At 62.5% G+C, this 15807-nt stretch carries 15 protein-coding genes; 6 read left to right on the top strand and 9 right to left on the bottom strand.

Going from position 1 to position 15807, the window contains the following annotated elements; genetic code table 11:
• Positions 1-183: 183 nt before the first annotated feature.
• A complete protein-coding gene (locus tag VNH11_29215) occupies positions 184-795 on the bottom strand; it encodes a hypothetical protein (GenBank protein HVA50464.1) in 612 nt (203 codons plus the stop codon).
• A gap of 1 nt (position 796) precedes the next feature.
• Positions 797-1843, bottom strand: coding sequence for a type II secretion system F family protein (locus VNH11_29220; protein HVA50465.1), 1047 nt, complete (start codon positions 1841-1843; stop codon positions 797-799).
• A gap of 267 nt (positions 1844-2110) precedes the next feature.
• On the opposite strand from VNH11_29220, the gene VNH11_29225 reads away from it, so the two are divergent.
• The 4 genes from VNH11_29225 to folD all read left to right on the top strand — a co-directional run bounded on the left by VNH11_29225 (position 2111) and on the right by folD (position 6051).
• Positions 2111-2956 carry a prephenate dehydrogenase gene (locus tag VNH11_29225; protein HVA50466.1) on the top strand — a complete coding sequence of 282 codons (846 nt, stop codon included), beginning with the start codon at positions 2111-2113 and terminating at the stop codon, positions 2954-2956.
• 79 nt (positions 2957-3035) lie between these two features.
• Positions 3036-4157 (top strand): Gfo/Idh/MocA family oxidoreductase, encoded by a 1122-nt coding sequence (locus tag VNH11_29230; protein ID HVA50467.1) that lies wholly within the window; start codon positions 3036-3038, stop codon positions 4155-4157.
• A complete protein-coding gene (locus VNH11_29235; GenBank protein ID HVA50468.1) occupies positions 4157-5182 on the top strand; it encodes a beta-ketoacyl-ACP synthase III in 1026 nt (341 codons plus the stop codon). Before VNH11_29230 ends, VNH11_29235 begins: the two co-directional genes overlap by 1 nt.
• A gap of 5 nt (positions 5183-5187) precedes the next feature.
• Positions 5188-6051, top strand: a complete 864-nt coding sequence (folD, locus tag VNH11_29240; GenBank protein HVA50469.1) for a bifunctional methylenetetrahydrofolate dehydrogenase/methenyltetrahydrofolate cyclohydrolase FolD — start codon at positions 5188-5190, stop codon at positions 6049-6051.
• 34 nt (positions 6052-6085) lie between these two features.
• On the opposite strand, the gene VNH11_29245 is transcribed toward folD, so the two are convergent.
• From VNH11_29245 to VNH11_29275, 7 genes are all read right to left on the bottom strand, one after another.
• Positions 6086-6325, bottom strand: a complete 240-nt coding sequence (locus VNH11_29245; protein HVA50470.1) for a hypothetical protein — start codon at positions 6323-6325, stop codon at positions 6086-6088.
• A gap of 217 nt (positions 6326-6542) precedes the next feature.
• The gene (locus VNH11_29250) at positions 6543-7406 is read right to left on the bottom strand and encodes a rhomboid family intramembrane serine protease (GenBank protein HVA50471.1); all 864 of its coding nucleotides are present in this window, start codon (positions 7404-7406) and stop codon (positions 6543-6545) included.
• 5 nt (positions 7407-7411) lie between these two features.
• Positions 7412-8500, bottom strand: a complete 1089-nt coding sequence (locus tag VNH11_29255) for a hypothetical protein (protein HVA50472.1) — start codon at positions 8498-8500, stop codon at positions 7412-7414.
• Positions 8501-8648: 148 nt separating this feature from the next.
• Positions 8649-9014 carry a hypothetical protein gene (locus VNH11_29260; GenBank protein HVA50473.1) on the bottom strand — a complete coding sequence of 122 codons (366 nt, stop codon included), beginning with the start codon at positions 9012-9014 and terminating at the stop codon, positions 8649-8651.
• A 198-nt stretch (positions 9015-9212) separates the two neighbouring features.
• The gene (carB, locus tag VNH11_29265; GenBank protein HVA50474.1) at positions 9213-12476 is read right to left on the bottom strand and encodes a carbamoyl-phosphate synthase large subunit; all 3264 of its coding nucleotides are present in this window, start codon (positions 12474-12476) and stop codon (positions 9213-9215) included.
• A gap of 255 nt (positions 12477-12731) precedes the next feature.
• Entirely contained in the window at positions 12732-13454 is a 723-nt protein-coding gene (locus VNH11_29270; protein ID HVA50475.1) for a hypothetical protein, read from the bottom strand.
• Between the two features lies 1 nt (position 13455).
• Positions 13456-14643 (bottom strand): AAA family ATPase, encoded by a 1188-nt coding sequence (locus VNH11_29275; protein HVA50476.1) that lies wholly within the window; start codon positions 14641-14643, stop codon positions 13456-13458.
• A 452-nt stretch (positions 14644-15095) separates the two neighbouring features.
• Here VNH11_29275 and VNH11_29280 point away from each other — a divergent pair, with 452 nt between their 5' ends.
• Both VNH11_29280 and VNH11_29285 read left to right on the top strand, forming a co-directional pair.
• Complete coding sequence (locus tag VNH11_29280) at positions 15096-15467, top strand: hypothetical protein (protein HVA50477.1); 372 nt, start codon at positions 15096-15098, stop codon at positions 15465-15467.
• On the top strand, positions 15460-15756 hold the full coding sequence (locus VNH11_29285) for a hypothetical protein (protein HVA50478.1): 297 nt from the start codon (positions 15460-15462) through the stop codon (positions 15754-15756). Before VNH11_29280 ends, VNH11_29285 begins: the two co-directional genes overlap by 8 nt.
• Positions 15757-15807 lie beyond the last annotated feature (51 nt).

Below are 15807 nucleotides of genomic sequence, written 5' to 3' on the forward strand. Positions count from 1 at the left end.
CCGGCCAGTCGTCGTCCCACCGGGGCAAGCCCGGCGGAGACGTGCCATTCGCCGCCGTTCATGCTAGCCGGCCAGTCGTCGTCCCACCGGGGCAGGCCCGGCGGAGACGTGCCATTCGCCGCCGTTCATGCTAGCCGGCCAGTCGTCGTCCCACCGGGGCAGGCCCGGCGGAGACGTGCCAAATTATCTTCCTGAACCCTGAACCCTGAACCCTGAACCCTCTCGGGAACCCTCAATCGCCGTTTCCGGCAACAACACGCGAGGCCCGCGGCGGTCGATGACCACAAACCGCCCGAACACCGCCAACTCCTCGGCCGGAAGCCAAGTGAGCAGGAACAACACCTGACGCGCCAAGGCGCCGAAATGCTCGGCGTCGGCCAGGAGATCGTCGTCGGGTTCGACCGATACACACACGCTACGGTGCCGGCACGAGCCGGGGAAACGTTGCCGCACCATCATCCGCGTGATCGTATCGAGGGCGAAGACCCAGCCGTCGCTTTCAAGGTTGGCGTCGATTTCGATCCAGCGCAGCGGTCCCAGCGACGGCTCGGCGTCGGTCGGGCGGACCTCCCAACGGCCGCCCGTGCGACGCGCAAGCTGCTCGGCCGCACCGGCCGCGTCATCGCGCGACTGCCAGACGTAAAGCCAACCGTTCTGGCGTCCTTCCGGCCGCACGCGCGGCACGCGCTCCAGCGACACGCCCTGCTTGAGCAACTCCACGCTGACGAGCCGGGCGTCATCTTCCTCGTCGGCCAAATCGGGTTTGTCCGCCAGGCGGACGATGGTGTACGGCATACTACATATTCAACGCGTCATTGATCGTACCCAAATAGATCGAGGCGACGCGGAAGATCACCAAGATAATCAACCCCGCCACCAGCGCCCAAACCAGAAACCCACCCACCACGGTCAACGCCGCCATCGCCCGCTTGGCCTGGTCTTGATATTGCTCCGACAACAGGGCCAGCGTTTCCGGCAGGCGGCCGCTCTCCTCGCCCACGCGCACGCTGTCGAGAAAGATGTGCGGAAAAGCCTTGGTGTCGGCCAGGGCGTGGGTGATTTCGCCGCCGGCGCGGATCTCTTGCACGATCTCGGCGGTGTGGTCGGTGTAGTTGGCGTTGCCCGTGCTCCGCAGACAAAGCGGCAACGCCCGCAGCAGGTCCATGCCCGATTCGAGCGTGACGTACATGGTCCACGAGAACTGGGCCAAGGCAAGCGTCTCGATCGGCTTACCCAGGCCGGGCACCCGGATCAAGGCGAGCTGGATGGGCCGCGTCCAAACCAGTCCGCGACGGATGGCCTGAACCACCACCGCGATGCCGGCGGCGACCGCGCCGATGACCATCAGGTAAATCATCAGCCCCTGGCCGCCGACCAGGCCGAGACCGAGAATATCGAGCGGCTTGCCGTCGGGCATGGGCGGCAAGAACACGCCGGTGATGTAGATCACCAGCCCGACGACGGTCAGCGCGGCGGCAAGCTGCAGCATGGGCCAGGCGATGGCGGAGAGAAAGGCCTGTCGCAGGCGGACCTGGTGGTCGTAGTGGTCCGCCAGGCGGCGCAGGACCTCGGCCAGCTTTCCGGTGCGCTCGCCCACCTCGGTCAGCTCCAGGAACAAGCGGGGGAAATAACTCCCCGTCTCCGCCAGGGCGTCGCTGACCGATTCGCCGCGGTTGACGGCCTCCACGATCTCGTCGAGATGCCGCCGCAAGCTGGGCGAAACGTAGCCTCCCCGTTCGCGCGTCCAGACGCGGCGCACATCGACGCCGGCTTCCAGCCCGGTCGAAAGCCGCCGGCAAAGCTGGGCCAACTCGCGCAAACCGATTCGAGAGGAAAAGAACATGGCAGGGGACCGGGAACAGGTTACAGTAGTCAGCATACTATGAAGGAGCCGGCCTGTCTTGGGTGCGACGTGGAATTGCAAACCAGAGGTTCAGGGTTCAGATGAGGGATGAGGGATGAGGGATGCCGCCTCGCCCAAGACCCTGAACCCTGAACCCTGAACCCCGAACCCTGAACCCTGAACCCCGAACCCTGAACCCTGAACCCCGAACCCTGAACCCTGAACCCCGAACCCTGAACCCTGAACCCCGAACCCTGAACCCTCCCCATGCATGCACTCGACACGGTAGCCATCGTCGGCGTCGGCCTGATCGGCGGCTCGATCGGCCTGGCCTTGCGGAAGCGCGGCCTGGCCACCGAGATCGTCGGCATCGGCCGCCGCGCCGAAAGTTTGCGCGTGGCGCAAGAGCGCGGCGCCGTGACGCGCGCTACGCTCGACTTGGACGAGGGCGTGGCCGACGCCGGTTGGGTCGTGGTTTGCACTCCGGTAGGCCGGATTGCCGACGACGTGCGGGCGGCGGCCCAGAGTTGCCGGCCTGGGGCGCTGATCACCGACGCGGGCAGCACCAAGGCCGAAATCGTCGAGCGAGTCGGTCTTGCCCTGCCGCGAGGCGTGCGGTTTATCGGCAGCCATCCCCTGGCCGGCAGCGAGCGCAGCGGTGCCGCCGCCGCCGATGCCGACTTGTTCGTCGATCGCCTGGTGGTTCTGACGCCGGAACCAACCTCGTTGGCCGGCGACGTGCGGATGCTTTCCGAATTCTGGACGGCTTTGGGCGCGCGGGTGGCGACGATGCCGGCCGTGGAGCACGACCGGCTGATCGCGGCCGCCAGCCATCTGCCCCACCTGGTCGCCGCGGCGCTGGCCGTCGCCACGCCCGATGAAGCCCTGCCGCTGACCGCCACCGGCTGGGCCGACAGCACGCGGATTGCTTCGGGCGACCCCGAACTTTGGCGGCAGATTTTCGCCAGCAACCGGTCCTCGCTGCTCGCCTCGCTGACGCGGTTCGAGGAGCTGCTGGCCGGCCTTCGCACGGCCCTCGACGCCGGCGACGACCAGGCGGTTCTTGAAATCCTTCGCGCCGCCAAACAGCGGCGAGACGGGATGGCCTTGTGAACGCCGCCCGAAACTCTTAGGCTGGACTCTTCGATTCTTGTCGCCGCTTGCTTCGACACGCCGCACCCGCCCTCTTTCCATGACGGTTATTCGGTCCAACCCTCCCGTCCGCATCGCCATCATCGGCGCCGGCGCGGTCAGCGACTATCACCACGTGCCGGGCATCCGGCTCGATCCGCGGGCAAAACTCGTCGCCGCCTGCGATTCCGACGCCGGCCTGCTCGACCGCCGCCGCAAAGAATGGGGCGTCGAAAAAACCACCACCGACGCGGAAGCCCTCTGTGCCGATCCCGATATTGATGCCGTGGTGATCTGCACGCCGAATTTCACGCACCGGCCCATCGCCTTGGCCGCCGCCCGGCACGGCAAACATATTATGTGCGAGAAGCCGCTGGGGCTGAACGCCGGCGAGGTCCGAGAAATGTACGAGGCCGCGCGCCAGGCCCGCGTGGTCCACATGACGGCTTTCACCTATCGCTTTGCGCCGTCGATGCGGTATTTGAAGCAGCTTGTCGAAAGCGGAGCGCTAGGCCAACCGCGGCACTTTCGCTCGCAGCGGTTTCTCGACCTGCCCGAAACAAGCTGGGGCTGGCGGCAATACGAGCATTTGGCGGGAGCCGGCGATCTGTTCGACATGACCATTCACCGGCTCGACTTCGCCATGGATTTGCTCGGCCCCATCGCTCAGGTGTGCGGCGCCGTGGCCCGCTTCGCTCCGCGCACCGCGACCGCCGACGGCAAGAGTTGCCCGCCGTCGAACGTTGACGATTGGTCGAGCTTGATCGGCGAATTCGCCGGCGGCGGCACCGGCGTCTGGGAAGGAACCACGTTGGCCAAGGGCTACCACCGCGACGGTTTCGGCCACGAGTGGGCGGAGATCAACGGCTCCGAAGGATCGGCGGTTTACCGGCTGCACGAGCCGAACACGATTCTAGTGGGCCGCAACGGCCGCGACCTGGCGCCCGAGCCGGTGCCCGAACAGTTCCTCAAGCCGGCCGACAGTCCGCGCGATCCGCGCGCAGGAAAGCCCGCCACGGTGTTCCGATACGACCTGATGTGGGAGTTTGTTTCGGCGATCACGGCCGGCCGCCCGGCGGTGCCGAGTTTTTACGACGGCCTGAACGCCCAGATCGTCGCCGACGCCGTGCTTCAGTCGCACCGCGAACGCCGCTGGATCGAAATCGTGCGGGGCCAAGCCTGATGAGCACCGACCTGATCGACGAAAACCGGCGAGCGCCGCTGCGGTCGTTGACCGGCGTGCAGATTCTCGCCACCGGCAGCTATGTGCCCGAATGCGTCGTCACGAACGACGACTTGCACGCCCGGCTGGGATTCGATTCGAACTGGATCGTGCAGCGGACCGGCATCCGCGAGCGCCGCCACGCCCCCTTGGAAATGGCCACCAGCGATCTCGCGGTGCGGGCGGCCCGGCGGTGCATCGAGCGCGCCGGCGTGAAGGCGTCCGATATCGACCTGGTGCTGGTCGGCACGTTCACGCCCGACATGTCGTTTCCCGCCACGGCCTGCCTGGTGCAGAATCAGCTCGGCATTCGCGCTCCGGCCGTCGATTTGCAGGCGGCCTGCGCCGGCTTCATGTATGCCCTGGTGATCGGCTCGCAGTTCATCGGCACCGGGTGCAGCAAGCTGGCGCTCGTCATCGGGGCCGATTGCAACTCGCGCATCCTGAACCCGAAGGATTCCCACACCTATCCCTTGTTCGGCGACGGCGCGGGAGCGGTGCTGCTGGCCGCCGGCGGCCCCGAACAGGGACTCGTCTCCTACACGCTCGGCTCCGACGGATCGGGCGGCGACCTGCTTTGCCGGCGGATGGGCGGCTCGCGCATGCCGATCTCGTCCGACATGCTCGACGAGGGTGTACAGTATATGCGGATGGACGGCCGGGCGGTGTTCAAGTGGGCCGTGCGGTTGTTGGACGAATCGATCCGGGCCGTGCTCGACAAAGCGGGCCTGGCCCCCGGCGACATCGACCTGGTGATCTTGCACCAGGCCAATGTGCGGATTATCTACGCGGCCACCGACGTGACGCAGATCGACCGCGGCAAGGTGTTTCTCAACCTCGACCGTTACGGCAACACTTCGGCCGGCAGCGTGCCGCTGGCGCTCGACGAGGCTTATCAGCAGGGCCGCATTCGCCGCGGCGACCGCATTTTGCTGAGCGGTTTCGGCGCCGGGCTGGCCTGGGGCACGGCCGTATTTCGCTGGTAATGCCTATGAGCGCTCTGATTCTCGATGGCAAGTCGCTGGCCGCCGAACTCCAGGCGGAGCTGACCGTCGACGTCGCCGACTTCATCGAGAACAACGGCGCCACGCCGTGCCTGGCCGCCGTGCTGGTGGGGGAGGATCCAGCCAGCGAGGTTTACGTTCGCAACAAGCGAAAAGCCTGCGAACGATCGGGCATGGAAAGCCAACTGCACCGCCTCGCCGCCGAGCTTTCGACCGACGACGTATTGACGCTGGTCCACAAGCTGAATCACGACGACGAGGTGCATGGCATTCTGGTGCAGTTGCCGCTGCCTTCGCAGATCGACGCCACGCGCGTGCTCGACGCGGTGCATCCGCTGAAAGACGTCGATGCTTTTCATCCGGAGAACGTCGGCCGCATCGTGCAGGGGCGGCCCCGCTTTTTGCCCTGCACGCCGCAAGGAATTCAAGAGCTGCTGGTGCGGCGCAGCGTGCGAATCTCCGGCCAGCGCGTAGTGGTGGTCGGCCGTAGCGACATCGTGGGCAAGCCGATCGCCAACATGCTGCTGCAGCGCGGGTCCGCGGCCGATGCCACGGTAACGGTTTGCCACAGCCGCACGCGCGATTTGCCGGCGGTCACGCGCCAGGCCGATATTCTGATCGTGGCCATCGGTCAGCCGCGGTTCGTCACCGCCGATATGGTGAAGCCGGGGGCGGTGGTGGTGGATGTGGGCATCAACCGTTTGCCCGAAGGGCTGGCGGGCGACGTCGACTTCGAGGCCGTCAAGGAAGTGGCCGGCATGATTACGCCGGTGCCCGGCGGCATCGGCCCGCTCACGGTGGCCATGCTGCTGCGCAACACGCTGTGCGCCGCGCGGCTGCAACAAAGGTAGGAGGAGCTTCGGATCGACGCTGGCGGCCAGCAATTTACCAATATCCAATTTCTTGCGGATCGTCAGCGGAGGCGCCCGAAAGAACGATTTCCTTGGTCTTGCGCGTTGATCCGACTGTAATCACCAACTTCCCCGGTTTGTTACAAATCCAATGCTCGGGTCTGCGTAGCCACACGCTGTGGGGGCCGACTTGCGCGATCTCGACATTCTGTCCATCAACAATCAATTCCAGCAAAACTCGGGCTGAAAAGCCCTCTTGCGCGGGTCGTTCCATGAGTGATCGGCAGTTGGACGAACGGATGCGAGACTACGCCAAGCGGCACAGCGTCAAGTTTAACATTAAGCAGCAGGTTGGTGGAGGAACCGATGGATCCCAAGCCGTGGAACATCCGGTTGCACAAAGAGGACGTCGAAGTTGCTGACGACATCGATGATACCGGGGAGTACGAGTTCAATGAAGATGAATAACGGACCCACGGACCCAGCGAGCTTCACTGTCGGCGCTGCTGATAGCGTCGGCTGGCGTCTTCCAAGGTGCGCCGCTCTTGGGCCGTAAGGCTGGCCTCGCCTTCGCGTGAAATCTTTTCCAGGATGCGGTCGAGTTGATCGGAGAGGTTCTCTTCGCGGTCCGGTTCGTGGACGCGTAGCTTCGGCCGCGGCTTCAACGCTGCCAGGGAGAAACGCTTCGGCATCCAGCGGCCCAAGTTCCAGCCCGTCTGGTAGTAGATGAAGGCGAATGCGGCGCCTGCCAGATGCGCCTCGTGAGCGACCCCGCCACCCAGTCCGCGCTGCGCGTGACTGTAGCCCAGCACATCCTGGCCAATCAGGAACATGCACAGCACCCAGGCCGGTATCGGAAAGATGCCCCAGAAATACCACAATCGGCGCGGGAAATGGATGACGTTCAGCACCATCACGCCGTTGACGGCGCCCGATGCACCCAGCATCACGCTGGTCTGCTGGCCGTGGGCACCATAGGTGCTCGCCGAAATCACCCACACCAGCGAGCTCACGACGATCATCGTCAGATAGACGCGCAAAAACTCTTTGCGGCCGTAGATGGCCTCCACATCGCGGCCGAAGAGCCACAGCGCGAACATATTGAAGCCCACATGCATCAGGCCGCGCGGGTCGTGCGCGAAACCAGCCGTGAGCAACTGCCAGACATTCCAGGGCTTGTGCAACAGGTCGGACTTGACCGCCAAGAACTGGCTCAGCTCGCCTTCGAGGAGCACGTCGACCACGAACACCCCGACGTTGATCAGAATCAACGTGGTGACCATCGAGCGCTGCGCGCCGAGGAAGAAGCCCGGCTGGTCGTCGTCGCGATAATAGTCGCGATCGTAAAGGCCCATGCGGCTCACTCGCCCGTGTAAGGTGCCGCCGTGCCTGCCGTCTCGCGATCGATGATCTCGTCCAGGCGCTTGGCCGCCGACGTTTGCATGGCCACCCATTGGGCCAGCAGCCGACGGTTGTCGGCCAACGTCGCGTCCATTTGCTTCCGCACCTCGTCGAGCTTGGCCTGCAAGGCGTCGCGGTGAGCGGTGATGACCGCGACTTCCTGCTTCGACTCCTCCAATTCGGGCTTAAGCGTCTTGTCGATCAGCGTCAGGCGGGCCTGGACCTCTTTTTCGGTGTCGGCCTGCAGCTTCTCGGCGATGCGTTTGTCGGTCGTGGCCGCGGCAATCTGGTCTCGCAGGCTGGCAAGCTGCCCGTTCAAGGCGTGGAAGTATTCGCCGTAGTCGCGCAACAGCCGCTCGTATTTCTTGTCGACCACGCGGTCGGCCGGATCGTTGGGCTGCGCGTCGGTGCCGTCGCGCAGGTATTCTTGCAGCACGTCGGCGGGCACGCCGGGCATGAGCTGCGAGAGCTGGTTCTGATCGTAGCCGCGAAACACATCATGCCGGTCGGTAGGCAGCTTTTCGTACATGCTCCACGTCGAGCGCGTGCCATTCATGCGGTCGGTCTGCTGCTTCAGCAGATTCGGAGTCGGCGGCATCATGGTGGGCGCGAGCGAGACGGACTTGCCGGCAATCCCGACGACCTTGTATTCGCCCAGATAATGCCCGCCGTTGGCCTCTTCGAAGAGATAGAGCACCATTTTGTCTTGGATTTGGTGCGGATCGGGAAAGGGGACCTCAACCGCAACTTGCAGCGTCGCTGCATCGACCTTTTGCTTCGTGCATCCGCGCCACACCTTTCCGCGGCCGGTGAGCAGATCGTGCAGCTTGACCTCCAGCTCGCTGATGCTGGGGGTGGGGGGCGTGGTCGTGTTGTCGCCTTCTTCGAACTTCTTGATCAGCTTTTGCTGCGCTTCCAGCACCGGCGGATAGGTGGCGACGGCCTTTTGCCAAGCCGCGTGCGACGCCAGCGTGCGGGTGGCGAAATAGAAGAAGGCCACCGCCGAGACGAAAATCAGGCCGACGAGAACTTTGCTCCAGATGTTCATGGCAGCCGCCGCTTTCGTGCAGAACTTGTTGGCAAATCGCCCTTTAAGTCGATCATAAGCAGCCCGCCGCCGCCTGTCAATTACGGCCCGGCATTAGACGCCGTCCAGGTCGATAGCCGCTCGATCTTGAGCGGGCGACTCGTCGACCTCAATTTCTTCGGGCGGGATCCAGACCACGCGGCCGTCGCGCCATTCCGCGATAGGATTGCCTAGCCGCTTGTGTTCCCGCGGCAATGGGCTTTGTCTTGAAGCCCGCTCGGTTATCGAGGCACAGCCACGAGTCGGCGATCGGTTGGTAAAGTTCAAAAAAGTTTCGCAGCCCGGCGAAATAACGACGACGAACCGTCTCGGCGGGTATATTATGTCCGCCACGACGGACTCGCTCGGCGACCCTGGCAACCACATACTCGGGGCTGGGCAACCACAGAAAGACGAGCCCAAAGCGATCGGCCGCAATCGCTGCCCCTTCGACATTGAAGCCCGATAGCCCGCGAGCAATATCGTCGGCGTTCACAAACTCAGTGATTCCGCGAACTCCGCGCAGAACCGCAGGCGCGGACGCTGACTTTCCCGCGCCGTTCGGTCCGGCGATGACGACAACTTGTGGCGGCCGTTCAGCCATATCACGCCCATTCTAGCGTCACTTCCCCGAACCCCGAACCCCGCACCCTGAACCCCGAAATCCCGGCGCGCCGGGAAACCCCGAACCCTCCTACCGCTCCACCGCCTCCTGCTCCAACCGATCTTGCAGCGCTTGCACGGTCATCGGCTCCTCGCGCAAGGCTTCCATGGCCCGCACGGCGGCGTCGGCGGCCTGAATGGTGGTGATGCAGGGCACGCCGTGCGAAACCGAGGCCGCGCGAATGCGGCCCTCGTCCGTCCGGGCGCCCTTGCCGCTGGGCGTGTTGATGATGAGCTGAATCTGCCCGTCGATCAGCAGGTCGAGCAGGTTCGGATGTCCTTCTTGCAGCTTCTTGACCTGCTTCACCGGAATGCCGGCCTCGGCCAGCAGCTTGGCTGTGCCGCCCGTGGCAATAAGCTGAAAGCCCATCTCGGTAAGTTTGCTCCCCAGGCCGACCGCATGCCGCTTGGTGCGATCGGCCAGACTCATGAAGATCGTGCCCGACTGCGGCAGCAACACGCCGGCCGCAAGCTGGCTCTTGGCGAAGGCGATCGAAAACCGCTCGCTGGTTCCCATCACTTCGCCGGTCGAGCGCATCTCCGGGCCAAGCACAATATCCACGCCCACGAACTTGACGAACGGAAAGACGCTTTCCTTCACGGAAACGTGACTGGGTATGGGGGCCGAATCGTAGCCCTGCTCGTCCAGCGAGACGCCCGCCATGATCTTGGCGGCAATCTTGGCCAGCGGCATGCCGATCGCCTTGGAGACAAACGGCACCGTGCGGCTGGCCCGCGGATTGACTTCCAACACATACACGTTGGGCTTGCCGTCTTCCTGCTTGACGGCAAACTGGATGTTCATCAGTCCCTTGACCTGCAACAGCCGGGCCAGCTTCTCGGTGGCCTGGCGAATCTCCGCCACCACCGGGCCGGACAAGCTATAGGGAGGAATGGCGCAGGCCGAGTCGCCCGAATGCACGCCCGCCTCCTCGATGTGCTCCATCACGCCGGCTACGATCGTCCGCTGGCCGTCGCTGAGGGCGTCGACGTCGACCTCGATGGCGTCTTCCAAGAAGCGATCGATGAGCACCGGCTTTCCCTGGGCGACGATAAACGCCTCGCGCACGAAGCGTTCGAGCTGGGCCTGGTCGTAGCAAATTTCCATGGCCCGGCCGCCGAGCACGAAACTGGGCCGCACCAAGGCCGGAAAGCCGATCTTGGCGGCCTCGGCCCGTGCCTGGTCCATCGTCCGGGCAATGCCGTTGGCCGGCTGCCGCAGGTCGAGCCGCCGCAGAATGCCGGCGAATTTTTCACGGTCCTCCGCGTCTTCAATCGTATCGACGCTGGTGCCGATGATCGGCACGCCCGCCGTGGCCAAGGCCCGTGCCAGGTTCAACGGCGTCTGGCCGCCGAACTGCACGATCACGCCGTCCGGCTCGACGCGGTCGCAGATATTGAGCACGTCCTCCGTGGTGAGCGGCTCGAAGAACAACAGGTCGCTGGTGTCGTAATCGGTGCTGACGGTCTCCGGGTTCGAGTTGACCATGACCGACTCGATGCCCAACTCGCGCAAGGCGAAGCTGGCCTGGCAGCAGCAGTAGTCGAACTCGATGCCCTGGCCGATGCGGTTCGGCCCGCCGCCGAGAATCACAATCCGCTTGCCGCCGTCCGGCTTGGGCGGCGTCTCGTCTTCGTCTTCGTAGGTCGAATAGTAATAAGGCGTGTAGGCCTCGAACTCGGCCGCGCAGGTATCGACCGATTTGAACGTCGCCACCACGCCCTGCCGCTTGCGGTCGGCCCGTACGGTGGCTTCGGGCATGTCGAAGATCGTGGCCAACTGGCGATCGGCAAAGCCGAACTGCTTGGCCCGTTTCAACAACTCGCGGCCCACCTCGTGCCAACTCGGTACCCGGCGAAGCTCGTCTTCCAGCTCGACGATCTCCTGCAAGTTATCGAGAAACCACGGGTCGATCGCCGTCAGCTCATGCACCTCGTCGAGACCCATGCCGTCTTTGAACGCGTACCGCAGATACCAGACGCGCTCGGCGCTGGGCACGGCCAGCTTGGCGCGAATCTCGTCGCGCGACGGCTGCTGCGGCGTACCCCACAGGTCTTTGCCGTCGCAGCCGAACCCGAAGCTGCCCACTTCCAGGCCGCGCAGCGCCTTCTGGAACGATTCTTTGAACGTGCGGCCGATGGCCATCGTCTCGCCGACGCTCTTCATCTGCGTGGTGAGCATGGGATCGGCCTCCGGGAATTTTTCGAAGGCGAACCGCGGCACCTTGGTGACCACGTAGTCGATGGTCGGCTCGAAGCAGGCCTTCGTCTCACGCGTGATGTCGTTGGCCAGCTCGTGCAGCCGATAGCCGACCGCCAGCTTGGCCGCGATCTTGGCGATGGGAAAACCGGTGGCCTTCGAGGCCAAGGCGCTGGAACGGCTGACGCGCGGGTTCATTTCGATGACGATCATCCGCCCGGTCTTGGGATGAATGGCGAACTGGATGTTCGAGCCGCCGGTCTCGACGCCGATCTCGCGGATGACGGCCAGCGAGGCGTCGCGCATCCGCTGGTATTCTTTGTCGGTGAGCGTCTGTGCGGGGGCCACGGTGATGGAGTCGCCCGTGTGGACGCCCATCGGGTCGAAATTCTCGATCGAGCAGATGATGACGACGTTGTCGTCGACGTCGCGCATGACCTCCATTTCGTACTCTTTCCAGCCCAGGATCGATTCTTCCAACAACACTTCGCTGATGGGCGAAAAGTCGAGTCCGCGGCGGACCATCAGGTCGAACTCTTCGCGATTGAAAGCGATGCCGCTGCCGGTGCCGCCCAGCGTGAAACTGGGCCGCACGACGCAAGGCAGCCCGATCCATTGCACCGCCTCACGGGCTTCCTGGATGGTATGCACCGTCTGGCCGCGGCAGACTTCCAGCCCGATCTTTTCCATGGCTTGCTTGAACTGCTCGCGTTCTTCGGCCTTGGCGATCACGTCGGGCTTGGCGCCGATCATTTCCACGCCGTATTGCCGCAGCACACCCTTGCGATCCAGTTCCATCGCCAGGTTGAGGCCCGTTTGGCCGCCCACGGTGGGCAGCAGCGCGTCGGGCCGCTCGGCCTCGATCACCTTGGCCACGATCTCCCAAGTCAGCGGCTCGATGTAGGTGCGGTCGGCCGTATCGGGGTCGGTCATGATCGTGGCGGGGTTCGAGTTGATGAGCACCACCTCGTACCCTTCTTCGCGCAGGGCCTTGCAGGCCTGGGTGCCGGAATAATCGAATTCGCAGGCTTGCCCGATGATGATCGGCCCGGAGCCGATCAGCAGGATTTTGTGGAGATCGTCACGTCGCGGCACAGAACGCGTCCCTCTCGTCGTTGGTTTGTGTAAGGTGGGGCCAGCGAGCTTGCGAGCGCCGGCCCACCATCGGCGCGGCTCTGCGGCCGGTCGGCGCTGGCAAGCTTACTGGTCCAAAAGTACGGCATCCGTCGTGCGGCCCGAGCAATCATCCTGCTCGGCCCGTTGGTTCACTCTAAAATCCCTCAAAATTACCGCGCCGGTCGCGCGCTCTCAAGGGGGCGAAAGGCTGGGTAGTGGCCTAAGATCGAGTTGCTAGGCGGCAGCGGCCGGTGGAGTGCTAAGGAAATCCTCGATTTCCTGGCAGAGCGTCCTTAAGTGAGGGAACCGGTCGGCAACCTCGAAATAGGCGGTCACGTAATCAATGGCGTCGATCGTCGGCTGCGTATTCCACTTGTCGTATTGCTTGCCCCCGATGGCGTAGCAACTATTTAGGTCATCAGCAGGCGTTGGGCGAAGCTGCATGTCATCTTGCGATGGGTCGAACCCGAGTGCTGCGAAAATGGCCGCCACGGTGATGGCCGGGTCGATGGTCTGAAAGTGCGTGTGCTCAGAGAGAAACCATGCCTCAATCCCCATAACAGATAGGATGAAAGATGGCCTGATTGGGTCTGTTTTCACCCTATACGGCAACTGGGCCTCAAACTGGATAAGGTCGGCATATGCGACCGACGGCCCCAGATCGCGGTGACATAGAATCTTGCTGTATCCACGACTGACCAGGTAGTCATATTCGAGAAGCATTCTCGACTTTACGGTACTGTCACTGCCGCAATTCCATACGAGAAAAAAGTGTGTTGAGTCGGCTGGTGTTGTGCCCGTGTGGGTTACCCATATCTGCTTAGCCATCTGCCCAGGAAGACCATGGCCGCGCCGGGTTCTGGCTTCGATCGTGAGCGGGTGCGTTGCACCTGCCATCTCCAAGATGAGTTTCGTATCGAATTCAAGCTCTGTGCGACCCTCCACAAAAATCGCCATCCTATGCATTGTCCGCTGCCCCCTCCAAAATAAGCTGGCGGTCCCCCGGTTCTTCGTTGGCGAAATCGACCTCGAAGAACGAAAAATTGCTCATGCCGACGAAACGGAAATCCTCGAATACCTTGCGCGAGTTGTGGATGTTCCTTACGGAAATGTGATTACCGCGCCGTTGGAGGAGGGACCATTCGTCAAGAGGAACCTTGTTCATCACGAACTGATCGTTGGTGGACATAATCAACTGAATCTTGGATTGCTGGGCCTTCCGTCGCAGCATTTCAATCAGCCGTGAGGAACGATCGAAGTCCAATCCTTCGCCGATGTCGTCAATTAGGATGCAATGGGCGCGCTGGGCCATTTGCGAATAGGTCACCTGAATCAGAATCGACAACGCACGAAACATCCCCTGCGATATGGTGTCTTGAAAGTACATCTCGTCGACGCCTTCTTCGCGAACACCAATGAGAGCGAGTTGGCCGAGCGCCCGACCGTCCGGCGCCAGAGGAACCCCAGCTTCGATATGGCCGGGCTGCGTGGCATCAACCTCGGTCAATGGATAGCCGAGTTCATTCATATCTGCGAGAAGAGATTGGATGTACGCATCGCCAAATTCCTTCTTTGCTTTCCGAAAAATCCCAATGACACGGTTCTGGTCGCGGTCATCCAATTCTTGGGGTTGGTTGAAGATGATGCCCCAGTGATCTTTCCCAAGCTGTGATCCGAACAGATAGTGCCTGACAGATTGCCCCCACTCGGTTAGCGGCAGTAAAAACGGGTGCTGAAGCTTGTCCTTTCTGGCGCTCGCTGACATCTCATCTTCAGATGGCTCGTGGGTGATTTCCTTGCCCTCATGCTCATATCGCAACGTCAATGTCTTGTCATCGCGACTAAGCATTTTCTCGCCATGAAACCAGACGCCTTCTTCCAAAACCTTTCGGTATTCGGCTTTCCATTTGTATCGCAGCTCTTTGCCGTCCACGCTGAAGACGGCGTCGTAATCGGAGTTTGCCACCAAAAGCTTGTCCGCCTGCGTCTGGCGAGCTAGGCCAGCAATCAGATGCAAGATGCGCGTCTTCCCCGTGGCGTTCTTGCCGACGAGCAGATTGATTTGGCCGAAGACAAGGCCATCCACCGACCAGTTCTGTGGCTGGGTTTCCTTGTAGGTCAAGGTTTTCAGGTCAACGATTGACATTTGATTTCACCCTTTGTAAAACGAACCTTTGCCACTGCAATCGCGTATGGCTGCTATACCGCCCCGGCAAAGCCGGAGAGCGGTCAGCGCCTGGGCGGCGCAGGCGACTTATAACCGCCCATAGGAGCGCTACGCGCCGGGTTCGATTCCCCCTCTCTCCGCTGCCGTTGTTTTTACTTCCCGTTTGGCTGCCCTGACAGCGCGTTCCCTAATCCAAGCTGTCAGCTTGCGTCCGGCGCCCTTGGCCGCAAGTTCGCACTGTTCGCGCTCCGTCTGAGTAAGCCGAATCGGAACTATCTCCGTCAAACTGTCTTCACGGGCCTTCCGGGGCCTGCCGATTTTGTTCTTCATGTCGGAATTGTAATACAAAAAAGTCGTGCGTCAAGCTGTTTTGCCAGGCGAAGCGATCGACCTTGCCTTTGGGCCTTATTCCAAGTGGGGAACCATAGTGAGTGAAGACCTTCCGCAACGCTCGCATCGTTTACGAGCCTTCCGAGATGGTTGGCGTGAAGCGAACGCCACGACGCGGGATAGCGCCCGAGGACGCCAGCACGATTACCACGAGCCACGTAGAGCGGTTAAACGGCACCCAACGCCTGATGCTCAAGAGGCTCAACCGGCTGACCTACTGCTTCTCAAAGAAGCTCCGCAACCTTGAGGCTGCTTTCGCCATGTTCGCAGCATGGTATAATTTCTGTTGGCGAACCCGGAAGCCTGGCAAGTCGGGCAAGCTCCGGCCCACAGCGGCGGTGATGGCTGGGCTAAATGACCACACTTCGACGTTCGATGAGCTGTTTGACGAGGTATTGAGAAGCAATGGATGACACGAGAGTTGGCGAGCACAACCACCAAACGCTTTCATCTGGAATCGAAGTGAACGTCATTCGCTATCCAGGAACCACCAAATGGCGATTCTATTCGTTCGATGCAACCTGGGGGGCAACGGAACAGGGTTCGCTCACGACAAAGACGTGGTTTGCCGAACCCAACGGTTTCGGCAATCACGAATTTGACAGCCCTCAAGCCTATCTTCCGCAGGTCATTCCGGCAATTTCCGGGAGTTTCCAGGGGCGGGCATCATTGGCCGTAGGAATCGGGCGAGAGGCCGAGTAGCTTGAGGATCTGCCGCTGCACGGGCGTCAGTTCCGTGACCAGCACTTGCGG

This window comes from Pirellulales bacterium (assembly GCA_035533075.1).
Taxonomy (GTDB): Bacteria; Planctomycetota; Planctomycetia; order Pirellulales; family JAICIG01; genus DASSFG01.